The 24,425-nt window shown below is 65.0% G+C and carries 19 protein-coding genes and 1 pseudogene; 6 read left to right on the top strand and 14 right to left on the bottom strand.

Features of this window, described 5'->3' with window-relative positions; genetic code table 11:
• Positions 1 to 15: 15 nt before the first annotated feature.
• Entirely contained in the window at positions 16 to 423 is a 408-nt protein-coding gene (locus C4K27_RS04920; RefSeq protein WP_007932409.1) for an HPF/RaiA family ribosome-associated protein, read from the bottom strand.
• 212 nt (positions 424 to 635) lie between these two features.
• Entirely contained in the window at positions 636 to 1,583 is a 948-nt protein-coding gene (locus C4K27_RS04915) for a LysR substrate-binding domain-containing protein (RefSeq protein ID WP_023969654.1), read from the bottom strand.
• A gap of 135 nt (positions 1,584 to 1,718) precedes the next feature.
• Here C4K27_RS04915 and C4K27_RS04910 point away from each other — a divergent pair, with 135 nt between their 5' ends.
• The 3 genes from C4K27_RS04910 (at position 1,719) to C4K27_RS04900 (ending at position 5,148) form a co-directional block, all read left to right on the top strand.
• Positions 1,719 to 3,095 (top strand): L-serine ammonia-lyase, encoded by a 1,377-nt coding sequence (locus tag C4K27_RS04910; protein ID WP_053259687.1) that lies wholly within the window; start codon positions 1,719 to 1,721, stop codon positions 3,093 to 3,095.
• 215 nt (positions 3,096 to 3,310) lie between these two features.
• The gene (locus tag C4K27_RS04905) at positions 3,311 to 4,612 is read left to right on the top strand and encodes a serine/threonine transporter (protein ID WP_053259686.1); all 1,302 of its coding nucleotides are present in this window, start codon (positions 3,311 to 3,313) and stop codon (positions 4,610 to 4,612) included.
• 218 nt (positions 4,613 to 4,830) lie between these two features.
• A complete protein-coding gene (locus C4K27_RS04900; RefSeq protein WP_007932393.1) occupies positions 4,831 to 5,148 on the top strand; it encodes a DUF3509 domain-containing protein in 318 nt (105 codons plus the stop codon).
• On the opposite strand, the gene C4K27_RS04895 is transcribed toward C4K27_RS04900, so the two are convergent.
• The gene (locus C4K27_RS04895; RefSeq protein ID WP_009042237.1) at positions 5,145 to 5,645 is read right to left on the bottom strand and encodes a phosphate-starvation-inducible protein PsiE; all 501 of its coding nucleotides are present in this window, start codon (positions 5,643 to 5,645) and stop codon (positions 5,145 to 5,147) included. The two genes, C4K27_RS04900 and C4K27_RS04895, sit on opposite strands and share 4 nt — an antisense overlap.
• Positions 5,646 to 5,986: 341 nt before the next feature.
• Here C4K27_RS04895 and C4K27_RS04890 point away from each other — a divergent pair.
• Positions 5,987 to 6,244 (top strand): annotated as a pseudogene (locus tag C4K27_RS04890) (YebG family protein); the annotation flags it as partial.
• 350 nt (positions 6,245 to 6,594) lie between these two features.
• Here C4K27_RS04890 and C4K27_RS04885 read toward each other — a convergent pair.
• From C4K27_RS04885 to C4K27_RS04870, 4 genes are all read right to left on the bottom strand, one after another.
• Positions 6,595 to 7,698 carry a dihydrolipoamide acetyltransferase family protein gene (locus C4K27_RS04885; RefSeq protein WP_053259684.1) on the bottom strand — a complete coding sequence of 368 codons (1,104 nt, stop codon included), beginning with the start codon at positions 7,696 to 7,698 and terminating at the stop codon, positions 6,595 to 6,597.
• A gap of 10 nt (positions 7,699 to 7,708) precedes the next feature.
• Positions 7,709 to 8,695: an alpha-ketoacid dehydrogenase subunit beta gene (locus tag C4K27_RS04880; RefSeq protein ID WP_053259683.1), complete on the bottom strand. Its 987-nt coding sequence runs from the start codon at positions 8,693 to 8,695 to the stop codon at positions 7,709 to 7,711.
• On the bottom strand, positions 8,688 to 9,782 hold the full coding sequence (gene pdhA / locus C4K27_RS04875) for a pyruvate dehydrogenase (acetyl-transferring) E1 component subunit alpha (protein WP_053259682.1): 1,095 nt from the start codon (positions 9,780 to 9,782) through the stop codon (positions 8,688 to 8,690). The genes C4K27_RS04880 and pdhA overlap by 8 nt, the downstream gene beginning before the upstream one ends.
• Before the next feature lie 99 nt (positions 9,783 to 9,881).
• The gene (locus C4K27_RS04870) at positions 9,882 to 10,901 is read right to left on the bottom strand and encodes a Leu/Phe/Val dehydrogenase (RefSeq protein ID WP_007932382.1); all 1,020 of its coding nucleotides are present in this window, start codon (positions 10,899 to 10,901) and stop codon (positions 9,882 to 9,884) included.
• Between the two features lie 183 nt (positions 10,902 to 11,084).
• On the opposite strand from C4K27_RS04870, the gene C4K27_RS04865 reads away from it, so the two are divergent.
• Entirely contained in the window at positions 11,085 to 11,888 is an 804-nt protein-coding gene (locus tag C4K27_RS04865; protein WP_053259681.1) for a SirB1 family protein, read from the top strand.
• A 197-nt stretch (positions 11,889 to 12,085) separates the two neighbouring features.
• Here the strand turns inward: C4K27_RS04865 and C4K27_RS04860 are convergent, their stop codons facing one another.
• The 4 genes from C4K27_RS04860 to hmgA all read right to left on the bottom strand — a co-directional run bounded on the left by C4K27_RS04860 (position 12,086) and on the right by hmgA (position 16,962).
• Positions 12,086 to 13,465 carry an MFS transporter gene (locus C4K27_RS04860; protein ID WP_053259679.1) on the bottom strand — a complete coding sequence of 460 codons (1,380 nt, stop codon included), beginning with the start codon at positions 13,463 to 13,465 and terminating at the stop codon, positions 12,086 to 12,088.
• Between the two features lie 230 nt (positions 13,466 to 13,695).
• Positions 13,696 to 14,334 carry a maleylacetoacetate isomerase gene (maiA, locus tag C4K27_RS04855; protein WP_053259678.1) on the bottom strand — a complete coding sequence of 213 codons (639 nt, stop codon included), beginning with the start codon at positions 14,332 to 14,334 and terminating at the stop codon, positions 13,696 to 13,698.
• Positions 14,335 to 14,349: 15 nt separating this feature from the next.
• Positions 14,350 to 15,654 carry a fumarylacetoacetase gene (gene fahA / locus C4K27_RS04850; RefSeq protein WP_053259677.1) on the bottom strand — a complete coding sequence of 435 codons (1,305 nt, stop codon included), beginning with the start codon at positions 15,652 to 15,654 and terminating at the stop codon, positions 14,350 to 14,352.
• Positions 15,655 to 15,657: 3 nt separating this feature from the next.
• Positions 15,658 to 16,962 carry a homogentisate 1,2-dioxygenase gene (hmgA, locus tag C4K27_RS04845; protein WP_007930807.1) on the bottom strand — a complete coding sequence of 435 codons (1,305 nt, stop codon included), beginning with the start codon at positions 16,960 to 16,962 and terminating at the stop codon, positions 15,658 to 15,660.
• A 166-nt stretch (positions 16,963 to 17,128) separates the two neighbouring features.
• On the opposite strand from hmgA, the gene C4K27_RS04840 reads away from it, so the two are divergent.
• Complete coding sequence (locus C4K27_RS04840; protein ID WP_007930806.1) at positions 17,129 to 17,920, top strand: IclR family transcriptional regulator; 792 nt, start codon at positions 17,129 to 17,131, stop codon at positions 17,918 to 17,920.
• Positions 17,921 to 18,081: 161 nt separating this feature from the next.
• On the opposite strand, the gene C4K27_RS04835 is transcribed toward C4K27_RS04840, so the two are convergent.
• The 3 genes from C4K27_RS04835 to C4K27_RS04825 all read right to left on the bottom strand — a co-directional run bounded on the left by C4K27_RS04835 (position 18,082) and on the right by C4K27_RS04825 (position 23,959).
• Positions 18,082 to 20,625, bottom strand: a complete 2,544-nt coding sequence (locus C4K27_RS04835; RefSeq protein WP_053259676.1) for a LuxR C-terminal-related transcriptional regulator — start codon at positions 20,623 to 20,625, stop codon at positions 18,082 to 18,084.
• A gap of 148 nt (positions 20,626 to 20,773) precedes the next feature.
• Positions 20,774 to 22,141 carry a DUF1329 domain-containing protein gene (locus C4K27_RS04830; RefSeq protein WP_053259675.1) on the bottom strand — a complete coding sequence of 456 codons (1,368 nt, stop codon included), beginning with the start codon at positions 22,139 to 22,141 and terminating at the stop codon, positions 20,774 to 20,776.
• Positions 22,142 to 22,165: 24 nt separating this feature from the next.
• On the bottom strand, positions 22,166 to 23,959 hold the full coding sequence (locus C4K27_RS04825) for a DUF1302 domain-containing protein (protein WP_053259674.1): 1,794 nt from the start codon (positions 23,957 to 23,959) through the stop codon (positions 22,166 to 22,168).
• Between the last annotated feature and the right edge of the window lie 466 nt (positions 23,960 to 24,425).

The following is a 24,425-nucleotide window of genomic DNA, read 5'->3' as shown; positions in this document are numbered from 1 at the left end:
TGGAGAAGTCAGCCGTCAGCTATTGAGCGCGGCCTGTTCGTTTTCCAGGAATTCCTCTTCAAGCAAGGCGTCGGCCTGGCCTTCGCGGGCGCTTGGCGCTGCCGCGGCGCGCTTGTTGCGCAACCGGCCGAACAGGTGTTCCAGGGAATTCTCCAGCTTGGTGGCCGCTCCTTCGATGGCCAGTTCCAGGGATTCGGCTTTGTGGGTCACGGAAATCGGTTGATGGCCCTTTGGCCGCGCCTCCAGTTGGCAGCGCAAATCGTGGGGACCGGGCTTGTCGCCGTTCTCGTCCCGCAGGTGAACCTCGACTCGGGTCAGGTCCTCCTCGTAGCGTTCGAGCGTGCTCTCAATGGTAGTACGTACCCACTCCTCCAGTCGGATGCTGCTTTGAATATGGTTATCGCTATTGACCTGGATTTGCATAGTTCTTCCCTTATTTCAGCTAGCTCGCGAGAGGAACCGCGTGCCCCTGAGGGCGTACTTTTTGCGGCCTCTTGGTTACAGAGTTGGGCAGAGCGCGGAACAATTCAAGCCCTAAAAAAAGATAAATATCTATTCGCAAATAAAGCCGGACAAGGAGCAAAAGCGCTGTTAATGTCGGGAGTTGGGTCGCCCCTGTCCCCGGCCTTTTTCACTCACAGCTGTCCCTCTCCCAGAGGGTGCTGGCTGCGAAAAATCCCCGCCTCCTCCACCAGCCAGTCGTGCACCGCGCGCACGCCCGGATGGCTCAGCGCACCCGGCGCATACAGCAGCACATAACGCTTGTGATTGGGCACCGCGAGGCCGAACGGCACGATCAAGGTGCCGCGCTCCAGCTCATCGTTGAGCAGGGTACGCCGGGCAATCGCCACCCCCATCCCGGCGATCGCCGCCTCGATGGTCAGGTGGTTGCGATTGAAGGTGTGCCCGCGCCGCACATCCGCGCCCTCGAAGCCGATGGCATTGAGATAGAACTCCCACTCCGCGTACTCATAGCTGCCGCGCCAGGCGGTGATGTCGTGCAGCAACGGGAAATGCACCAGGTCCGCCGGGCCGTGCAACGGCGGCCGCCCGCGCAACAGCCCCGGGGCACAGACCGGAAAGATCTGTTCATCCAGCAGGGCTGTGGATAACAGCCCCGGATAGCTGCCGTCGTTGAGGTCGATGGCCAGGTCGAAATCGCCTTCGTGCAAGGCCACGCTGCTGTCCTCGGCCACCAGCCGCAGCTGAATATCCGGAAAACGCTGCTGCAGCCGGGGCAAACGCGGGGTCAGCCATTTGCCGAGAAACGACGGGATCGAGCGCAGGCGCAAGGTGCCGCTGATCATTCCGGCATCCAGCCGGCGCAATTCGGCGTCGATGCTGCCATAGGCCTCGTTCACCGTGATCGCCAGCCGCTGCCCCTCGGCGCTCAGTTCCACCCCACGGGCACGGCGGTGAAACAGGCGAAAGCCGAGCCGCTCTTCCAGCAGGCGGATCTGCTGGCTGACCGCTCCCGGGGTGATGTGCAGTTCTTCCGCGCAACGGGTGAACGACAAGTGCCGCGCGGCACAGGAAAACACATGCAGCCAGACGTAGGTCTGGGCATGAAACTGACGACTCATCGTTTAGTCCTGCTAAAGGCTGTCTTAGGAAAATTCGTTGGTCAGTCTTGACCGAGCTAGGCAGTATCGCCGACCTGACGCTCGGCCTACAAAAAATGGCAGCGATTTCTCTTCCATTGCTTGTAAGGCTTTAGCATGGCTATCAGTGTTTTCGATCTCTTCAAAGTCGGTATCGGCCCATCCAGCTCCCACACCGTCGGCCCGATGCGCGCTGCCGCAACCTTCGCCCAGGGGCTGTTCGAGCAAGGGTTGCAGGAACAGGTGCAGCGGGTGGAAATCCGCCTGTACGGCTCCTTGTCCGCCACCGGCGTCGGCCATGCCACCGACCGTGCCTGCGTCATGGGCCTGATGGGCGAATGGCCCGACAGCATCGACCCGCGCAGCATCGGCCCGCGCATCCAGCAACTGCGCGAAAGCGGCGAGCTGAGCCTCGGCGGCCGCTCGCGCATCGCCTTCGACTGGCAGCGCGACCTGCTGCTGCTCGACGAAAGCCTGCCCTACCACCCCAATGCCATGTCGCTGTCAGCCTTTGCTGCGGACGGCCTGCTGTGGCGGCAGACCTACTACTCGGTGGGCGGCGGTTTTATCGTCGAGGAAGCCGAAGTGGCCGAAGGCGCCCCGGCGGCCAACGGCGTCGAACTGCCCTACGACTTCAACAACGCGGTGGAACTCCTGGCCCTGTGCCAACGGCACCAGCTGCGGGTCTCGGAACTGATGATGGCCAACGAACGGGCCTGGCGCAGCGACGCCGAAATCCGCAGCGGCCTGCTGCACATCTGGGCGGTGATGCGCGAATGCGTCGAGCAGGGCCTGCGCCACGAAGGCACCCTGCCCGGCGGCCTGGATGTCCCGCGCCGCGCGGCCAAGCTGCATCGCAACCTGCTGGAAATCGGCAAGCCCAACGTCATCAGCTCGACCCTGTCGGCCATGGAGTGGGTCAACCTGTTCGCCCTGGCGGTGAACGAGGAAAACGCCGCCGGCGGGCGCATGGTGACGGCGCCGACCAACGGTGCGGCGGGGATCATCCCGGCGGTGCTGCATTACTACATGAAGTTCAACCCCGAAGCGTCGGACGACGACGTGATCGACTTCTTCCTCGGCGCCGCCACGGTGGGCATTCTCTGCAAGAAAAACGCCTCGATCTCCGGCGCCGAAGTCGGCTGCCAGGGCGAGGTGGGTTCCGCCTGCGCGATGGCCGCCGCGGGCCTGGCCGAGGTGCTTGGGGCCACCCCGGAGCAACTGGAAAACGCCGCCGAAATCGGCCTGGAACATAACCTCGGCCTGACCTGCGACCCGGTCGGCGGCCTGGTGCAGGTGCCCTGCATCGAGCGCAACGCGATCGCCGCGGTGAAGGCGATCAACGCCACCCAGATGGCCCTGCGCGGCGACGGCAAACACTTCATTTCCCTGGACCGGGTGATCCGCACCATGCGCGATACCGGCGCCGACATGCACGACAAATACAAAGAAACTTCACGGGGCGGCCTGGCCGTGAGCTGGGTGGAGTGCTGAGGAGCATTCCCCCAGGCCGTATGAAAACGACTGCGCTCGGCAATACTGCGTTAAAAACAGGCTCGGAATGCTCATGTAGGCCCCTACAGTCGAACGCGACCCCGGCCGTTCCTCGCCTGTTTTTGCCTTGTCTTGCCTTCGCTCGCTACGTTTTCAAACGGCCTGACCGCCTGTACTACGTGAGCCCGAGCAAGAATAATAACGAGGCAATACCGATGACCGATGTACGAACACCCGCTGCCGAAAACCCTGCCGTAGAGACTGCCCGCGACACCACGACCGCCAGCCAGGGCTGGAGCAAGCACGACACCACCTGGATGCTCGGCCTGTACGGCACCGCCATCGGCGCCGGCACCCTGTTCCTGCCGATCAACGCCGGAGTCGGCGGCTTCTGGCCGCTGATCGTGCTGGCGCTGCTGGCCTTCCCGATGACCTTCTTCGCCCACCGCGGGCTGACCCGCTTCGTGCTGTCCGGGCGCTCCGGCGACATCACCGAAGTGGTGGAAGAGCACTTCGGCATCGGCGCCGGCAAGCTGATCACCCTGCTCTACTTCTTCGCCATCTTCCCGATCCTGCTGGTGTACAGCGTGGCGCTGACCAACACCCTGGGCAGCTTCATGGAGCACCAGCTGCACATGACGCCGCCGCCACGGGCGATCCTGTCGCTGGTGCTGATCCTCGGCCTGATGGCCATCGTGCGCTGCGGCCAGGGCGTGATCGTGCGGGCCATGAGCGTGCTGGTCTATCCCTTTGTCGCCGCGCTGTTGCTGCTGGCCCTCAGCCTGATCCCGAACTGGAACGGCGCCTTCTTCGCCTCGGCCAATGACGGCATGTCCATGCCGCTGTTCCTCAAAACCCTGTGGCTGGCGATCCCGGTGATGGTGTTCTCGTTCAACCATTCGCCGATCATCTCGGCCTTTGCCGTCGACCAGAAGCGCCACTACGGCGCCCAGGCCGAAGGCAAGAGCAGCGGCATCCTCGCCGTGGCCCACGGCATGATGGTGCTGACGGTGATGTTCTTCTGCTTCAGCTGCGTACTGGCCCTGTCGCCGGCCGACCTGGCCGCGGCCAAGGCGCAGAACATCTCGATCCTGTCGTACCTGGCCAACCACTTCCAGACGCCGGTGATCGCCTATGCGGCGCCGCTGATCGCGCTGGTGGCGATCACCAAATCCTTCCTCGGCCACTACATCGGCGCCAGCGAAGGTTTCCAGGGGCTGATCGTGAAAAGCCTGCGCAGCCGCGGCCGGAGCCTGTCGTCGCGCTGGCTGGAGCGTTGCACCGCGCTGTTCATGGTCCTCACCTGCTGGGCCGTGGCCACCTTCAACCCGAGCATCCTCGGCATGATCGAAACCCTGGGCGGACCGGTGATCGCCTGCCTGCTGTTCCTGATGCCGATGTACGCGATCCGGCGAGTGCCATCGCTGCGCCAGTATTCAGGCCAGCTGTCGAATCTGTTCGTGGTGCTGATCGGTCTGATCGCACTGTCAGCGATCATTTATTCGTTCATGCCCTGAAACGGGTAGCCAAAGAAAAACGGACCTATTGGTCCGTTTTTTTTCGCCCCCGGGTTTATTGGGCGGCGCTTTTCCCGGCATGCCCTTTGCTTTGCAAGACCCGAGGAATACGGACGTTATCAAACCTCAGCGAACGGCCTGCCAGTGGTCTGGAAATGCGAACTAATCCCGATCCCGGCCGGTCAATGACTGCACGATACAATCAGGCGGTGACGCACATGGACAACCCCTTTCAGCTGATTACCGATGCCTTCGCCCCGGAATACCGGGTCAACCTGAGCATCCAGGGTCTGGACGGCAGCATCATGCTGACCCTGTCCAAGGCCGGCCGGGTCGTGGCCAAACGCATGATCAGCGCCGAGCAGCGCAACGATCCGCAGCGGCTCAAGCGCCTGGTGCAAAGCATTCAGTTCGGCATCGCCATCGAGCAGGGCCACAGCGCCGTGGCCATCCTCGAAGCCATGACCAACAGCGACAGCTTCAAGCTGCCGCTGCCGGCCGCCAAGGGCCGGCCGCCCCTGAGCGTGGCGATTTAAAGCTCGCCCTTCTCGACTTCCGGGTGCTCGCTGGAACCCGCACCGACTTTGCGTTGCGGGTGTTCGATTTTCACCGAGGGGAACTGCGACGAGGCGTAGCGCACCACCAGGATCGAGAACGCCAGCAGCAGGATGCCGCCGCACAGGTAGATGATCCCCAGGTCCGGCGGGTTGTGGTGCGACACGTTGGAGATCAGCAGGCGGGTCAGCGCAGTGATCGCCACGTAGATCAGGAAGCGCACCGGCATGTGGTTGGTCTTGAAGTAGATGCCGACCATGGCGCCCAGCTCGAGGTAGATGAACAGCAGGAGAATGTCATCGATCTTGATATGACCTTCTTCGAGCATCCCGAGAAACTCCATCACCGCCGCCCAGGCCGTCACCGCGCCGATGGCGAACAGCGCCAGGTAGTGAAAGGTCTCGACGAACAGGTTGCCCAGGGACTCGGCCAGCTGATGGACGTTCTGCCGCAGTTTCTCGGCCCAATTGATTTTCACGATGGTTTTTCCTTAGGTCGACTCGACCGGATGATGCGGGTTGGACGTGACGGTTGTTCTGCATGCAGAAAAAAGGCCAGCGTCTGGGGAATGAGATGGCGGCCGGGGTCGGCTGGACACTTCTGTGGGGGCTTTCAAGGGCGTCTTCGCTGTAGGAGCGAGCGGGCGGCGATCCGACTTGCCCGCGATGGGGATCGACGCGTAATCACCTGACAAACCCTGAAACCCGTCTAGATTAAAAAGCCACTATTCAAAGCATAAGGATTCGCTTATTCTTCTCGCCTGTATATAAATACAGTAGTAGCAAATACCCATTATCGTGAAGGCATGTGAGGTGGTGAATGGCCGTCGAAGTGGTATACCGCAGCAGCCGAGATCTGGAGCGCTTGTTCATGGATAAAGCCGAAGCTGACCGTCATGACAAAATGCTCGAACTGGCTGAATTGCTGGCGCAAGTGTTGCAAAAAGCGGTGCCGTCCCTGAGCGAGCAACAGGTGGAAGAAGCCGGGATCTACATGGCGAAGAACCGCGATGTGTTCGCCAAGGCCTTCAAGAGCCAGCCGGACGCCCTGTCCGAACTGCTCAGCGCGCCGGTTGCGGCGGCCGAGCCAGAGGCTCCGCTGGCAGCGCCCGAAGCCGCGGAACCCACAGCACCGGCCAAGCCTGCCAAGGCAAGCAAAGCCGCCAAGTAAGCAGGCTCGAATTGAACAGGCCCTGGGTTTGCGCCCAGGGCCTTTTTCATGCCTGTGGAAAACTAAGGGTCCGTACGAAAAGTCGGCGAGCGAAGGTCAGGCAAGGCAAAAATAGGCGAGGAACGGCCGGGGTCGCGTTCGACTGTAGGGACCTACATGAGCATTCCGATCGGACTCGCGCACGAGCCTGTTTTTAACGCAGCATGGCCCGCGTAGCGCCGAAGGCGCCCAGCGCGCAGCCACTTTTCGTACAGACCCTAGGGTTGCTCCAGCGCCTCTACCAGCGCCTTGAAAAACCGCGCCGCCTCTCCGCCGGTGACCACCCGATGATCGAAGGTCAGGGACAGCGGCAGCAGCGGATGCACCACCACCGCGCCGTTCAGGGCCACCGGTTCGTCGCGGATCACCCCGGCAGCGAGGATCGCCACTTGCGGCGGCACCACCACCGGGTTGGCGTAACGGCCGAACAGGGTGCCGAAGTTGGACAGGGTCAGGGTCGCGCCCATCATCTCCTGGGGCGGAATCGAGCGCGCCTGCACGTCGGCGCGCAGGCGCGTCACTCCGGCCTTGAGGTCCGCCGCGTCGCGCTGGCCGACATTGCGCAGCACCGGCACGAACAGGCCATCGGGGGTGTCCACCGCAATGCCCAGGTCGAGGTGCTGGTGCTGCTTGATCGACAGGCTCTTGCCATCGAACGCGCTGTTGAGCACCGGCTCCACCGCGCAGGCCGCCGCCAGCGCCTTGGCCAGGCGGATCAGCGGATCGCGGGCCTGGCCCCAGCGGTGCAGGTCGGCATCGCCGTAAATCGTCACCGGCACCACCTCGGCGTGGGAGCGGGCCATGTTCAGCGCCATGCTCCGGCGTACCCCGCGCAGCCGGTCACCGCCGAACCGCTCCCGTTCCTGCTGCGCGGCGCTTTCCACATCGCCGCGGCTGATCAGCCCATCCTTGGCCGAACCGCTCAAGGCATTCACATCCACACCCAGTTGCCGGGCCAGTTGGCGCACCGCTGGCGTGGCGCGGACCGCCATATGCTCGCGGGTCGAGGGCGCGGCGCCGACAAAAAACCGGTCTTCCTGGCTGGCCCCGCCACCTTCGAGGCGCCCGACCACGGTGCCGGCATCCGCCTCGCCTTCGTAGCCGAGCAAGGGTTCGCCGACATGCAGGATGTCACCCGGCGCGCCATAGGTTTTCGCCACCACGCCGTCATAGGGCGCGGGAATGTCCACCAGGGCCTTGGCGGTTTCCACCGACACCAGCAACTGATCGGCCTTGACCGCATCGCCGGCCCTGACGTGCCATTCGACAATCTCCGCTTCCTGCAGGCCTTCGCCCAGATCGGGCAGTTTGAAATATTTCATCGCAGCCTCCTCAGGCGAAGTTCAGGGTGCTGTCGCAGGCGTGAAGAATGTCTTCGACGCCGGGGATGTACAGCGACTCCAGGCGATACAGCGGCGGTGGAATGTCCGGCGCGGTGACCCGCAGGATCGGCGCCTGCAATTCCAGCAACACCCGCTCGTAGAGGCTGGCGGCGATTTCCGCGCCGACGCCGCAGGTGCGCGGCGCCTCATGCACGATCACGCAGCGCCCGGTCTTGCGCACCGAGGCTTCCAGGGTGTCGAGGTCCAGCGGCTTGATGCAGGCGACGTCGATCACCTCTGCCGACACGCCCTGCTCGGCCAGCGCGCTGGCGGCCTGCAGGGTCTCGACGATGCTCGCGCCCCAGCTGACCAGGGTGATGTCGCTGCCTTCGCGCAGGGTGAAGCAACTGTCCAGCGGCAGGCGCTTGCCGTCGTCCACCAGCGGTTGCGGGTTCATGCGGTAGAGGCGGGTCGGCTCGAGGAACAGCACCGGGTCGGGATCGTCGATGGCCGCCAGCAGCAGGCCGTAGGCCCGCGCCGGCGAGGACGGCACCAGCACCCGCAGCCCCGGAATGTGGGCGAACAACGCTTCGGTGCTTTCACTGTGATGTTCCGGTGCGCGAATGCCCGCGCCCATGGGCGTGCGCAACACCATCGGGCAGGTGATGCGTCCGCGGGTGCGGTTGCGCATGCGGCTGGCGTGGGACACCAGGTGCTCCATAGTCGCGTAAATAAAGCCCATGAACTGGATTTCCACCACCGGCTTCAGGCCTTGGGCGGCCATGCCCACCACCAGCCCGCCGAGCATGGTTTCCGCCAGCGGCGAATCGATCACCCGCTTGAAGCCAAAACTGTCGCGCAGCCCCAGGGTGGCGCGGAACACCCCGCCGTTCACACCGACGTCCTCACCCAGGACAATCACGTTCTCGTCCTCGGCCATGGCCCGGTGCAACGCCAGGTTCACCGCTTCCAGCAGGCTGAATGTGCCGTTACTCATGGTCCGCACCTCCCGCACGCCGCGCCAGCCGTTCGAGGAACACCTCGCGCTGTTCGGCCAGGGCCGCCGGCCACTGTGCGTAGACGTAGTCCAGTACCGACTCGGGGGCCTGGGTGCCCGCCGCCTCGAAGTTATCCACAGCACGCTGCACCAGCGCCTGGCATTCCACCATCAGCGCCTGCTCGCGGTTTCCGTCCCAGACGCCCTGCCCGACCATGAAGCGTTGCAGGCGCTTGACCGGTTCTTCCAGCCAGGCCTGCTTGACCTCATCCGCGGCCCGATAGCGCGTGGCATCGTCGGCGGTGGTGTGGTCGCCCAGGCGATAGCTCAGGCACTCCAGCAGCACCGGTCCCTTGCCATGCCGGGCACGTTCCAGGGCTGCCCGCACCCGGTCGTACACCGCGAGCATGTCGTTGCCATCGACCTGCTCGCCGTGGAAGCCGGCGCCGATGGCCTTCTGTGCCAGGGTCGGCGCGCCGCACTGGATGCGCCGTGGCACCGAGATCGCCCACTGGTTGTTGTTGACCACGAACACCACCGGCAACTGCCAGGTGCCCGCCACGTTGAGGGCTTCGAGGAAGTCGCCCTTGCTGGTGGCGCCGTCGCCACAGGTGGTCACCACCACCCGGTGCTCGCCACGGATCTTGAATGCGCTGGCCACGCCGCAGGCATGCAGGGCCTGGGTGGCGATCGGCACACAGATCGGGAAATCCTCGGCCACCGCCGGGTCGGCGAAATCACTGCCGCGCTCGTCGCCGCCCCAGTACAGCAGGATCTCCTCCATGCGCACCCCGCGCATCAGTTGCACGGCGGTGTCGCGGTAATAGGGCACCAGCACGTCTTCGGGCCGCATCAGGCTGCCGATGGCCACGCCAATGGCTTCCTGACCGAGGGTCGGCGCATAGGTGCCGATGCGTCCGGTGCGTTGCAGGGCCACGGCTTTCTGGTCGAACAGGCGGGTCAAGAGCATCTGCCGGTAGAGCCGGGTCAGCAGATTGAAGTCGTCGGCCCAGGCCGGCAGGTCGCCGAGCAACTGGCCGTCCGGGGACAAATAGCGGGTATAGGGAAGTGCAACCTTGTGCGGCATCACATGGCTCCTGGCACGCCGGGTCAGCGTGCAGTTGTTGCGCCTCGCGCTTGTGGCGCGGGGCTTACAGGGCGAAATGGCCGGGTAAGGCCCTCGCGCCTAGCGGTACAGCACGCGCTCCGCCAAGTCGTCGGCCACCCGCGCCGGGGAGCGCTTTTCAGCCTGGGCATGGGCGAAGACCTCGGTGAGCCGCTGGCTGATCTTCGACAGGTGGGCGGTGATGGTCGCCAGGTCTTCACCGCGATGCTTGAGCGAAACGTAGATCAGCCCGCCGGCGTTGATCACGTAATCCGGCGCGTAGAGGATGCCGCGGTTTTCCAGCTGATCGGCGACCTGCAGGTTGGTCAGCTGGTTGTTGGCCGAACCGGCCACCGCCGAGCAGCGCAGTTGCGCCACGCTGTGGCTGTTGAGCACGCCGCCCAGCCCGCAGGGCGCGAGGATGTCGCACGGGGTGCTGAGCAAGGCTTCGTTGGCGATCGGATGGGCGCCCAGTTGCTCCATGGCCAGTTGCACCTTGCCGGAGTCGATATCGCTGACCAGCAGTTCGGCGCCCGCGGCATGCAGTTGCTCGGCGAGGGCGAAGCCGACATTGCCCAGGCCCTGGATCGCCACCCGCAAGCCTTCAAGGTTGTCGCTGCCCAGGCGGGCCATGGCGGTGGCGCGGATGCCGGCGAACACCCCCATGGCGGCATGCGGTGCCGGATCGCCGGAAGCGGTGGTGCTGGTGACGTGCTGGGTGGTTTGGGCGATGCAGTCCATGTCGGCGACCGAGGTGCCGCTGTCGATGGCGGTGATGTAGCGGCCATCGAGTTGCTCGACGCAGCGACCGAAGGCTTCGAACAGCGCGGCACGGCTTTCGACGTGTGGCGGACGGATGATGACCGCCTTGCCGCCACCGTGGGGCAAGCCGGCCAGGGCGGCCTTGTAGCTCATGCCCTGGGCCAGGCGCACGGCATCGACCACGGCACTTTCGTCGTCGGGGTAGGCAAGGTAACGACAACCTCCCAAGGCAGGCCCCAGGCGGCTGCTATGAATGGCAATCACCGCCTTCAACCCGGTGGCCGGGTCAACGCTCAGGTGCAGCGATTCAAGGCGAGTGCTTTGCATGAGAGCGAACATCGTCGGGCTCCCGAATCACTTCTTGTAGTCGCCAGTATAGGCTTGTGCATGAAAATTGCTGGAGCGCGCGGGAATAAGCCCGGTGCCTTTCCGGGCTTTAGGAAATAACCTGCTACGGCATGTGTGCGGCACTGGACGAACGCCCGCGACGGGGCTAAAACGAGGCATTCGCCGGAGATTTCGATGAACCCGCGTCAAGCTTTTTTCGCCTGCCTGCAACAGTCCCCGCCCGCCCTTTTCGAGGCGGCGCTGTGGATCGCCGCCGAGCACGACAAAGAGGTATCGCCCGAGCAGTTGCTGCAAGACTTCAAGGAACTGCAACAGCGGGTCAGCGCAGGCTTGCCGCTGCTGCCGGTCAGCGAACTGGGCCAGCCGCTGCTGCGGCGCATGAACGACCTGGGCTTCCAGCAGGACGAGTTCTTGCCGCTGCGCCCGCAGGCGGCGCTGCTGGACAAGGTGCTGCACACCCGGCGCGGGCAACCGCTGGCGCTGGGGCTGATCGCCCTGGAGCTGGCGCGGCGCCTGGAGATCCCCATGGTCGGGGTCAACTTCCCCGGGCACTTTCTATTGCGCGTGCCCGGTGCCGATCACCTGCTCGACCCTTGCGGCGGGCGCCGCCTGTACCCCAACGACTGCCGTGAACTGCTGGAGCGCCAGTACGGGCCGAACATCAAGCTGGCCGCCGAGCACCTGGCCACAGCCAGCCCACAGCAAATGCTCCAGCGCCTGTCGCGCAACCTGCGCCAGTTGCACCTGAGCCACGACGACCACCTCAATGCGCTGATCGATGCCGAGCGGGTCCTGGAACTGGGCAATGGCAGCGCCTCCGACTACCTGGCCCGCGCCAGCCTCTACCAGCACCTGGACTGCCCCAACGCCGAACGCTTCGACCTGGAGCACGCCCTGCTGCTCAGCGAAGACCCGATCCAGCGCCTGCGCCTGACCGAACGCCTGGGGCACCTGCCGCCCAATAGCATCGTGCACTGACATCCACCATTCTTGCCGACGATGGACATGACGTGGTGTGCCAAACCGGGCGCCATCGCGAGCAAGCTTCGCTCCTACAGAGACGGGCAGTGTTTCTGTAGGAGCGAGCAGGCGGCGATCCGACTTGCCGGCGATGAAGACGACGCGGTGTATCAGGCCGGACGCTATCGCCAGCAAGGCCCCTACAGGGGCAAGCGTTAACGTTGGTCGCGGGCGAGCTTCGCGACCAGCGAGTCCATGGGTTCGGGCGTGCTCGCTGGCAGGCCTTCGGGCGAGCGCACCTGGATGATCAGCAGCGCCGCAATCACCGCCGGAATCGCGCAGAAGAAAAAGATCTGCTGCACCGGGATGTGCATCGCCAGCAGCAGGCTGCCGAACAGCGGGCCGAGGATCGAGCCGAAGCGGCCGACGCCCAGGGCCCAGCCGGTGCCGGTGGCGCGGACATGGGCCGGGTAGAAGTTGCTGGCGAAGGCGTTGAGGGTCAGTTGGCCACCGATGATGCAGAAGCCGGCGGCGAAGACGAAGGCCACCAGGTAACGCGGGTTGTCGTGGTTCAGGCCCAACAGCAGGGTACACAGCGCCGCCCCGGCCAGCACCACCGAGAGCAGCCGTACCTTGCGTTGCAGGCGGTCGGCGAACCAGGCCATGCAGATCGCCCCCAGGGTGCCGGCGAACAGGAACATCGAGGTCACCAGGTTCGCTTCGTTCAACCCCAGGCCACTTTCCAGCAGCAGCGACGGCAACCAGCTGATCATGAAATACAGCAGGATCAGGCTGACGAAAAAGGTCGACCAGATCAGCAGCGTCGGGCGCGCATAACCGTGGCGGAACAGCTCGATCACCGTGAGCTTGCTGCCCTGCTCGGCTTGGTTCTGCGCGGCCGAGGCGGCCGGTGGTTGCCAGTCCGGCAACATGCGCGCGGTGACCCTGCGCAGGCGGGCATAAGGCGGCTGATCGCGCAGCAGGCGCGGCAACGATTCGGGGAGGAACCAGGCCAGGAAGGGAAACAGCAGCAACGGCGTGACGCCGCCGGCGAGGAACACCGCCTGCCAGCCGAAGCGGTCGATGAAACCCGCGGCGACAAAACCGCCGGCCGCGCCGCCGAAAGAGAAACCGCAGGCGGCCAGGGTCACCATCAGGGTGCGCAGGCGCGGCGGCGAATATTCCGACATCAGCGCCATGGCGCTGGGCATCGCCCCGCCCATGCCGATGCCGCAGATAAAACGCGCGACCATCAGGCTGTTCAGCGAATCGGCGAACACCATCATCACCGTGAGGCTGGCGTAGACCAGCACACAGGCCAGCAGAATCCGCCGCACGCCAAACCGGTCCGCCAGCGGCGTCACCGCCAGCGAGCCCAGGGTCAGGCCCAGCAGGTTGGCGCTGAACACCGGACCGAACGCGGCCTTTTCCAGGCCCCAATCCTGGGCCAGGGCCGGCACCACATAACCCAGCACCTGGGCGTCGTAGCCGTCGGTGACCAGCAACAGGGCCAGGAGCAGAAGAAGCAACCACTGATAACGCGACACCGGACGGGCGTCGAGGGCCGCCCGGAAGCTGGCAATCTGATTGTGCATCGCAAGGTACCTGCTGTTTTTTATGGTTATGGGAGCCGGCAGACCGTCATTGCTCTTGAGCGACAAGGATCGGTCTTGTGTACATCTTCAGGCGCGGGAGCAAACTGCTCCCGCAGACCTGTCTCCTGTAGCCGCTGCCGCAGGCTGCGATAAGGCCGAAGGCCTTCAGCGATCCTGAGATCTTCGCGACCGCTCCGGTCGATCGCAGCCTGCGGCACCGGCTACACAGGTCAGGCGGGCGTATCGGGCTGGTTGGCCGGATGGGCCTTCTGGAACGCCGGATGTTCGGCGGCCAGGGCGGCGACCCGGCGAATCCGCGGGTAGGCGTCCAATGGCACCTTGAAGCGCTCGGCCGCGTACAGCTGGGGAATCAGGAAGGTGTCGGCCAGCCCCGGTTGCTCGCCGAAGCAATACCCCTGCTCGCCGATCAACTGCTCGACCGCCGCCAGGCCGGTGCTGATCCAGTGGCCGATCCACTCCAGCACCCGCGCCTCATCGTAGCCCCACTGGCGCAGCAGGTTCTGCGTGCTGGAGTTGTGCAGCGGATGAATATCGCAGCCGATCAGCAACGCCACCGCCCGTTCGTGGGCGCGGGCCGCCAGCTCCTGGGAGAGCAGCGGCACCTGTGGATAACGTTCTTCCAGGTATTCGACGATGGCCAGCGACTGGATCAGCAGCTCGCCGTCGTCGGTGCGCAAGGCCGGCACGCGGCCTTGCGGGTTGATCTGCAGGTATTGCGGCTGGCGGTTCGCACCGCCGCCGGCCGCCAGCAGGTTGACCGGCAGCGCCTGGTAGTCCAGGCCCTTGAGCGCCAGCGCGATGCGCACCCGGTAGGACGCGGTCGAACGGTAGTAGGTATAGAGCTCCATGACGCGCACCTCTTCTTAACGGGCAGGCAGGACTTTACCGCGGCATTCGCCGAAACCGATGGAGGCGAAACCCTCGCGGCGGCAGCGGCCGCGCAGGATGATTTCATCACCGTCCTCAAGAAATTTACGCACTTCGCCGGACGCCAGTTCGATCGGTTTCTTACCGCCTTCGGTGATTTCCAGCAGGCTGCCGAACTGGTTGCTTTGCGGGCCCGACAGGGTGCCCGAACCGAACAGGTCGCCGGCCTGCAACTGGCAGCCGTTGACGCTGTGGTGGGCGACCATCTGCGCCACGGTCCAGTACATGTACTGGGTGTTGCTCAGGGTCAGGCGGTGAGCCGGCAGGCCTTGCTCGCGCATCGCGTCAGTGAGCAGCAGCACTTCCAGCTCGATATCGAAACCACCGGCGGCCTGGTCGCGCTTGTCCAGCAGGTACGGCAGCGGCTGCGGGTCGCCTTCGGGACGTGGCGTCTGGGCACGGCGGAACGGCTCCAGGGCTTCGGCCGTCACCACCCAGGGCGAGATGCTGGTGATGAAGCTTTTCGACAGGAACGGGCCCAGCGGCTGGTATTCCCAGGCCTGGATATCCCGCGCCGACCAGTCGTTGAGCAGGCAGAAGCCGGCGATGTGCTCGGCGGCGTCGCCAATGGCGATCGGCTCGCCCAGCTCATTGCCCTGGCCGATCCAGATGCCCAGCTCCAGTTCGTAGTCCAGCCGCGCGCATGGGCCGAAGATCGGCTCGCTCTGGCCGGCGGGCAGGGTCTGGCCCTTGGGCCGGCGTACGTCGGCACCGGAAGTACGGATGGTGGAAGCGCGGCCGTGGTAACCGATCGGCACGTATTTGTAGTTCGGCAGCAACGGGTTGTCCGGGCGGAACAGCTTGCCGACGTTCTGCGCGTGCTCGATGCCGACATAGAAGTCGGTGTAGTCATTGATCCTTGCCGGCAAGTGCATCTGGCAATCGGCGGCCAGGGGCAATAGTTTCGCGCCCTGGGCCTCGACCTTGCCGCGCAGGCTGCTGCCTTCGCCGAGCAATTCCAACAGGCGTTCGCGCAGGGCCACGCGGGCCGGACGGCCCAGTTCGAAAAAGGCATTCAACTGGCCGCCACGGGTGGCTTGCGCCGCGGCCTTGGCCGGGCCCTCGAACAGCCCGGCGTCGAGCGCCGCTTCCAGGTCGAAGATGTGCTCGCCGATGGCCACGCCGCTGCGTGGCGCCGACCCCTTGTGGCTGAACACCCCCAGCGGCAGGTTCTGCAGAGGGAAGTCGGCATGGTCGTTGGCGGAGGCAACCCAGCTGCGGGTGATGGTTGGCTGATTCATGGGTTATTTCCGATTCGGGTTGAAGGTGGCGGGCAGCGAGGCCCAGCAAGCATCGTAGTCGTTCTGCAATTGCGGGCATTCCAGGGCGAACTGGCTAGGACGCAGCACCTGGCTGGTCTCGAACATGAAGGCCATGGTGTTGTCGATCTTGGCCGGTTGCAGCTCGGCGTTGATGGCCTTGGTGCAGCTTTCGCCATCCGGGCCGTGGGCGCTCATGCAGCTGTGCAGCGAAGCGCCGCCGGGCACGAAACCTTCGGCCTTGGCATCGTAGGCGCCCTGGATCAGGCCCATGTATTCGTTCATCAGGTTGCGGTGGAACCACGGCGGACGGAAGGTGTTCTCGGCCACCATCCAGCGCGGCGGGAAGATCACGAAGTCGAGGTTGGCCAGGCCGTGCACGCTGGTGGGCGAGGTCAGCACGGTGAAAATCGACGGGTCCGGGTGATCGAAGCTGACGGTGCCGATGGTGTTGAAACGGCGCAGGTCATATTTGTACGGCACGTTGTTGCCGTGCCAGGCCACCACGTTCAGCGGCGAATGATCCAGCTCGCAGCCCCACAGCTCGCCGAGGAATTTCTGCACCAGGGTGGTCGGCTGCTTGAGGTCTTCGTAGTGGGCGACCGGGGTCAGGAAGTCCCGCGGGTTGGCCAGGCCGTTGCTGCCGATCGGCCCCAGGTCGGGCAGGCGCAGGGGCGCGCCGTGGTTTTCGGCTATATAGCCGCGCGCCTGCGGGTCCAGCAGTTCGACGCGGAACTTCAGGCCGCGGGGCAATACCGCGATCTCCAGCGGTTCGACTTCCAGCACCCCAAGCTCGGTGGCGATGCGCAGGCGGCCCTGTTCGGGCACCAGCAGCAACTCGCCGTCGGCATTGAAGAACACCCGTTCCATGGAGCGGTTGGCGCGGTAGGTGTAGATGCTGATCCCGGCCGGTTTCTGCGCTGCCGAGTTGGCGACCATGTTCACCAGGCCGTCGATGAAGTCGGTCGGCTCACTCGGAATATCCAGCGGGTTCCAGCGCAACCGGTTGGGCGTGATCTCGCCCAGCGGCCCGCCTGCCAGCTGGCGATCCAGCTTGGCGAAGGCTGGGTGGTTGGCCGATGGCTGGATACGGTACATCCAGGTGCGCCGCGCTTCGCTGCGGGCCATGGTGAAGGCCGTGCCGGAGAAGAGTTCGGTGTAGAGGCCGTAAGGGGCTTTTTGCGGGGAGTTCTGGCCGACGGGCAAGGCGCCTGGCAGGGCCTCGCTGGAAAACTGGTTGCCGAAGCCCGACTGGTACGCAAGCCCGGACGCCGTGGAATCGAGGTTCATGGAGCCTCCTGGAAGTGGAGTTGGCAGCGGCCTGCGACTCCATGGGGAGAGCTCTCGGCACGCCAGCGTTATTTTTATCGTAATCCAATTACGGATAACGTAATTTGATTGGTATTGACCGTCAAGCTATAAAGACGCCCATTCGTCCCGGGATCACACCACCTCCATGGAAAAGCCGCGCAGCACCAGCGACAGCAACGGTAAACAGAAAGTCCGCTCGGCCGAGGTCGGCACCGACATCCTCAAGGCCCTGGCCGAGCTGTCGCCGGCGACCTCACTGTCGCGCCTGGCCGAACATGTACAGATGCCGGCGAGCAAGGTCCACCGTTACCTGCAGGCGCTGATCGCCAGTGGCTTCGCCGAACAGAACACCGCCACCAACCACTATGGCCTGGGCCGCGAGGCCTTGCGGGTCGGCATGGCGGCGCTGGGCAGCATGGATGTACTGAAGGTCGCCGCCCTGCCCCTGGCCGAGTTGCGCGATGAATTGAACGAGACCTGCTTCCTCGCGGTATGGGGCAACCAGGGCGCGACCGTGGTGCATATCGAACCCGCCGTGCGCGCGGTGACGGTGGTGACCCAACTGGGCTCGGTGCTGCCCTTGCTCAGCTCGTCCACCGGGCTGGTGTTCGGCGCCTACCTGCCGAATCGCGAAACCGTCGATTTGCGCGAGCAGGAACTCAAGGCCCACGCGCCCCATGCGCTGGCGGACGAGCAGGCCTATGCCGCCCTGTGCGAGCAGATCCGCCAGCGCGGCCTGCACCATGTGCACGGCCTGCTGATGCCCGGCGTGGATGCCTTGTCGGCGCCGGTGTTCGACGCCACCGGCAAGGTCGCCGCCGTGCTGACGGTGGTCGGCCCGACCTCGCTGTTCCACGCCGACGAAAACGGCCCGGCGGCGCAACGCCTGCTGGCCGCGTCCCAGGCGGTGAGCTGGCGCATGGGTTACCAACCCTAGAGCGGATACACCAAGTCGTCAGGTTGGCGGCCGCTGCGCGACCGATCGCAGGCTGCGCCAGCGGCTACAAACCCTGTAGCCGCTGCCGTCGTCAAAGCAGGCCGCGCGGTTTGGCGGGAGGCCGCGTTGTCAAGTTGGCGGCCCTGATATCTGTCCGACCACTACATCAATCCCAACGCCTTGGCCTTGGCCACGGCCTGGGTGCGGCGCTCCACCCCGAGCTTGCTGTGAATGCGCCGCGCATGGGTCTTCACCGTGTGCAGGGAAATGAACAATTGCTCGGCGATCTGCTGGTTGGAGCTGCCCAGGGCGATCAGTTGCAGCACCTCCAGCTCCCGCTGGCTCAGCGGGCTCTCCCCTGCCGCCGGCAGCGGCATGGGCGCTTCGGGTTCGGCCACCGGCTGGACATCAAACATCCGCGGCTGACGCAGACGCAATTCATGCAGCGCCTGGTGCAGGTAGCACCGGGCACCGAGTTCCAGCCCCTCCTGCAAGGCACGGGCGGACAACACCCGATCCCCCAGCAGGAAAGCGACCTCGGCCAGGGCCAGGTGCAACTCGGTCTGCAGGCACAGCATGCCCCGTTGCCGGGCCTGTTCGAGCAGGCGCTGCAAGTTTGCCACCGGTGCCTCGGCACGCTGCAGGTACACCTCGGCCAGCACCAGCAGGTACTCGATACGCGGAATCAGCTCGAGGGTGGCCGGTGGCGCCTGGCGCGCCTGGGGCCCGCGGTAGTGACGCAGCACCCGGCTCAAGGCCTCCTGGGCCAGTTCCGGCCGCCCCTGCTGCAACCAGAACACGCTGCTGACCTGCAGCAGCACGGCGCGGTACACCGTGTCCGGGATCTGCCGTTGCTGCATCAGCCGCTCGGCATCGCGCAGGCGTACAAACGCGTGGGCATAGTCGCCCTGGTTGGCGGCCAGGAACGCTTGGCCGAGAAACCCGTACAACGCGCGTTTGTCATGACTGAGCAGACAGCGTTCGAGCCCAATCTGGAAATGCCCGGCGGCCTGTTCCGCCTGCCCCTGGCGCAAGGCCAGGCGCCCTTGGCGCAAGGCGATACGACCGAGCAGCGGGCCGACCCGATAAGCCTGGCGACTCAACAATTGCTGCACATCGTCCAGCAGGCTCTGCGCCCTGTGGGGCGCCCCACGCTGCTCCAGCAGTTGGGCATGGTCCAGCTCCAACAGCGCTTCGAACAGCAATGAACCCTGGGCCCGGGCCAGGCACAGCGCCTCGCGGTTGAGCATCTGCGCCACGTCCAGTTCGCCCCGGAGCAAGGCCTGCTGGGTCAGGCCCGAAAGGCACATCAGGCGGGTCGGCCAGGCATGGGCCGGCAGTTCGCTCAGCGCCTCGAGAAAATGCATCCGCGCCGGTTCCATCAACCCTTGCAGATGCAGCAGCCAGCCCTGCTGCGCCTGCCAGCGCGCCACCAGTTGCCGCTGCCCGGAGGCCGTCGGCTGCGGCGTGAAACGCGCCATCTGCGCCACGCAGTGTTGCGCCTGGTCGAAACGCCCGGCGAACAGCAAGGCCGCCGTCAACAGCCCGACCAACTGCGGGCTGCCGAGCAGCAGCTCCTCGCCCTGCTGCTCATGCAAACGCAACAGCAACACCACATTCTGCTGCTCGAACAGGTGCTCGAAACTGAAGTGCTGCAACAGGCTGGCCGCCACTTCGTATTCCTGCGCCAGCAACGCCTGCTCGAACGCCGCCTGCCAGTCCTCCTGCGCGGCGAACCACTGGCAGGCGCGGCGATGCCAGGAGCGTCCCGCCGGCCAGGGCTCGTCGCGCATCAGCCGGGCCAGGGGCGCGAACACTTGCAGCCACTCCGGCGCAGCCTCCCAGGGTTCGATGAAGCAGCCCAGTTCCTGCAATGTCCGCAGGTACTGGGCACCCTCCCCGGCGCCGAACAAGTGCTCGCACAACGCGGCATTGAAGCGCGGCAGGTGCGCCAGCACATGCCAGACCTCGGACAGCTCCGCCGGCAACACACTGAACAACTCGTGCTCCAGGTATTCCAGCAGGGTATTGGGCCGCCCCTGCCGGCACGGCGTGGCCACCAGCTCGCTGCCTTCGAGCAGGGCGATGCGCACCCCGGCGCACCAGCCGGCACTGCGCTGGAAAATCCGGCTGGCGGTGTGGATCGACAAAGGCTGCGGCAATTGTTGCAGCAGTCGCTCGATATCCTCCTGGGTGAACGCCAGCTCGGGCCCCGTGCATTCGTAGAGCTGGTCGTCGAGCAGCAGCCGCGGCCAGTTGCATTGCGGCCGGCGGCGCCCGCCCAGCCACCAGGTCAGCGCCGGGTTGCTGATCGCCAGCAGGCGGTCGAGCAGCAGGTCCAGCGGCGGCGCGGCGACCCGGCAGTAATCATCGAGGAACAGCCAGGTCGGGGTCTGCACCTGCGCCAGATGGTCCAGCACGGCGGCTTCGTCCGATGCGGCCAGGCCCAGCGCCCGCGCCAGCTCGCCGCACAGTTGCTGCGGTGTCTGCGCCGCCCCGGCCTGGGGCAACCAGCACACCCGGCACCCGGCCGGCGCCTGCAACAGGCATTCGGCGAGCAGGGCCGTCTTGCCGCTGCCGGCCGGCGCACAAAGCAGTTTCACCCGGGCGGGCGATGCCAGGAGCGGGGCACTCAGACGGCTGCGGGACAGGTGATGGGACGACAAACGGGGCAGGAATCCAGGACAAGGGGTCATGGCGGTCATGGCGGCGTGCCTTTTTATAGTTTTAGCCTGCGTGCCCCCACCCTAGCCTTGTCGCCGGTGCTTGTTGAGAAGTATTCAGCACGCTGATCCGCGCCCATAAAAAAGGCGACCGATCGGTCGCCTTTTGCCATCGTTTGTATCCCGGGCCTTACCGGACGCCGGTTGCGCGCAGGGCGGCCGGGGTGTAGTCGGCGGCCTTGGCAGCGAAACCGAACTCGAAGCTGTGCTTCTCTTCGTTCTTCATCCCCAGGGCGAGGTAGCGCCCGGCGATGATGTCGTACAGCGCTTCGAGGGTGTAGGCCGGCACCTGGGCGTTGTAATAGAACTGCGCATGCCCTTCGGCCACCCGCCACAGCTGGCCACGCCCGTCGTAGTGGTCCACCAGCGCCACCTGCCAGCTGTCCTCGTCGATGTACATGTGGCGCTTGGCGTAGATATGCCGCTCGCTCGGCTTGAGCGTGCCGACCACTTCCCAGACCCGGTGCAGCTCGTAGCGGGTCAGGTCCTGGTTGATATGCCCGGCCTTGATGATGTCGTCGTACTTGAGGCTCGGCGAATCCAGCTTGTAGCTGTTGTAGGGGATGTACATCTCCTTCTTGCCCACCAGCTTCCAGTCGTAGCGGTCCGGCGCGCCGGAGAACATGTCGAAGTTGTCCGAGGTGCGCAGGCCGTCGGCGGCGGTGCCCGGCCCGTCGTAGGCCACTTGCGGGGCGCGACGCACACGGCGCTGGCCGGCGTTGTAGATCCACGCCAGGCGCGGTTCCTTCACCTGGTCGAGGGTTTCGTGCACCAGCAGCACGTTACCGGCCAAGCGCGCTGGAGCGGTCACCGCCTGCTTGAAGAAGGTCAGCACGTTGGCGCCTTTCTCCGGGTCCAGGTCGGGGATCTGCTGCGGCACCGCCACCTCTTCCTCGAAGCGGATCGGTGTGTAGCTGCCGTTGGTCTGCGGCGTGGCCTGGGTGATGATCCGGCGCAGGTTGCCGCCGTGATAACGGGTGACGTGGTTCCACAGCACTTCCACGCCGGTCTTCGGAATCGGGAAGGCGTAGTAGCGGTTGCCGGTGAAATTGGCCAGGCCGTTGCCTTCGTTGATCGAGGTGACGGTCAGCGCGCTGCGCTTGGCCGACTCGTAGATGTCCGCCGGCAGGCCGACCGTGCGGTGGGTCGGGTAGACCGGGATCTTGTAGGTTTGCGGGTAGCGCTTGAACATCGCCACCTGGCCATCGGAGAGCTTGTCCTTGTACTTGTCGACAGTGGCCGCGGTGATGGTGAACAGCGGCTTCTCGCTGGCGAACGGGTCGGCGAGGAAGCCCTTGGCATCCACCGCCCCGGCGTTCTTGCCGATGCCGCCGGTCCAGGCCGGGATCGAGCCGTCGGCATTGCCGGCCTTTTCCGCGCCGAGCGGGGTCAGGCTGGTGCCGAGCTTGTCCGCTTCCTGCGGGGTGACCGCCGCCATCACGTTGACCGCCAGCAGGGTCAAGGCCAGGGCACCGCATTGCAAAATCGTCTTGCGCATAAAGTTGTCCTTCTTCAGGGCGGATCAGAAGTTCACGCCGAAGCTCAACGCGAGGAAGTCGCGGTCTTTGAGGGTGTTGTAGTCACCGCCGAAAAAGTCGGTGTAACTGAGGCTGGCGGTGTAGGTGTTGCGGTAGTCAGCATCGACCCCGAGGCTCACCGCCTTGGCGCCTTCGTTGAACAGGCCATTGGGCCCGTAGCCATTGACGTCGTGGGACCAGGACAGGTTGGGCTTGAGGTTGATCCCGGCGATCAGGTTGTTGTAATCGAGGATCGCCCGGGCGCGATAACCCCAGGACGTGGCGGTGACGAAACCGTCGGTATCGCCACCGAAACCGTACTGGCCGTAGACCGAATCGCGGCCGTAGCGCAGCTGGCTTTTCGACTCCAGGCCACCGACATGCACGATCGCCGCCTCGCCCACCAGGGTCAGGCGGTCGGCACCCAGCACCTGGTCGAAGAACTGGGTCAGGGTGCTCTGGACCTGGGTGATTTCCTTGCGCCGGTAACCGGTGTTGTCGGCGCCCGCCGAGGTCCGCACCGGCGACGCCAGGCCACCGGCGATGGGGTTGACCAGGGCCAGGGTCAGGTCGTTGGTGTTGATCTGCACCGGGGCGTTGGGCCGGTAGCTGATCTCGCCGGTCCAGGCGGTGCCGGTGGGCAGCGTGGTGGAGAAGCTGGCGCCGTACAGGCGGATGTCTTCCGGGTACTCGAGGTAGTACTGGCCGCGCCCGAGCATCACGCTCTGGGCCAGGGCCGAACCGGTGCCCGGGGCGATACGGTTGGCGGTGCTGACGATCCCCGGGATGCTCGCCAGGGTGCTGCTCCCGGCGGTGATGGTGCCAACCGTCGGGGTACGCGCGTGGTAGTTCATGAAGTACAGGCCGTACTCGGTGTCGTCGCCCAGCCAGCGCAAGGCGGTGCCCCACTGCCCGGAGTCGCGGGCATCGCGGTCGCCGGCGCGGCCGATCACCACGCCTTCGGGGGCCACGGTGAAGCCCTGGCCGAACGCCGCGGCAATCGGTTGCAGCGGGCGGATCGCCGGGCTGCCGACGGTGTAGCCAGTGGTGCAGCCGTCCGCCACCACGTCGTTGCCGAAGAAGGTGCCGCAGTTGTCGACCACGGTCTGGTCCCACTCCAGCTGATAGAAACCTTCCACGGTCAACTGGTCGGTCAGGCCCTGGGAAGCGAACAGCATGTTCACCGGGATCAGGCCTTCCTTGATCTCGGCACCCGGGCGTCGAAACGCCGAGACGTCGATCGGGTTGATGCTGTTGATCGAGTTGCCGATGAAGGTGCTTTCGCCCCAGCTGACCACCTGCTTGCCGGCGCGCACGGTGCCCGGCAGGTCGGCGATGGAGTAGTTGTGATAGATGAAGGCATCGAGGATCTGCCCGCCGGACGACTTGGCGCCCTCCTTGCGGTTGTGGTCGCTGATGGGCTTGAACTCGCGGTCCTCGTCCTTGAGTTCGAAGTCGTACCAGTATTTGCCACGGACGAAGACGCCGGTGTCGCCGTACTTCAGTTCAAGGTCATGGATGCCCTTGAAGATCTTCGAAAAGGTCTCGCCCTTCTTGAAATTCAGACGCCCGTCGTCGCCGGTGGAAGACTGCCCGCGACCGCCGTTGGACACACCCACCAGGTCCTTGTCGGCATCGCGCATGCCCCAGCTGGCGCCGATGGACAGCGAAGAATCGAACTGCCCCTCGATCTCCCCGATGTTGAATGAAACGGCCTGCGCCTGGGCGCAGCCCCCCAAGGCCACCGCGACGGCCAGCGCCCGCGGTGTGAAGATGGCGCGCATTGTTGTTCTTGTCATGCGTCTTCCCCGGTGAGTGACAGAAGGCCTCACCCTACTGCCGGCGCACAGGAGCGATAAGCGCACCAAGGAGGTATTCGCGTTGTCGCCCGAAAGGATGAATGCCCTCGCCAGCCGGGCCTTTGCGCGGTGCATCGACGGGCTGGATGGACGGGTATCAGGTGGATGGATTGCGCCCTTGCAGGGCATGTCCCCACGGCGTGCACTACTATTGCCCAGGCTGTAACAGTCCTTGTCCACAATCGCTATTTTTCATTGCGCGGCCAGCCCTTATTCTGGCCTCGCTCTCACGGCAAACAGCCACGCAGAGTCGCCCAGAGGTGTGATCACGCCACCTTGGGGGCAAGAGGATTCAGAAGGTTTGAAGCAACGATATTCAGATCTTCACCGGGTGTTCACTGACGTTGATTTGTTGCTCCTTGATCTAACGTCTTCCTTCGGCCGCTGCCTTGCAGCGGCCTTTTTT

The sequence above is a fragment of the Pseudomonas chlororaphis subsp. chlororaphis genome (genome assembly GCF_003945765.1).
GTDB lineage: Bacteria > Pseudomonadota > Gammaproteobacteria > Pseudomonadales > Pseudomonadaceae > Aquipseudomonas > Aquipseudomonas chlororaphis.
Note: the sequence above shows the minus strand (reverse complement) of the source record. Positions and strands in the feature narration are given on the sequence as shown.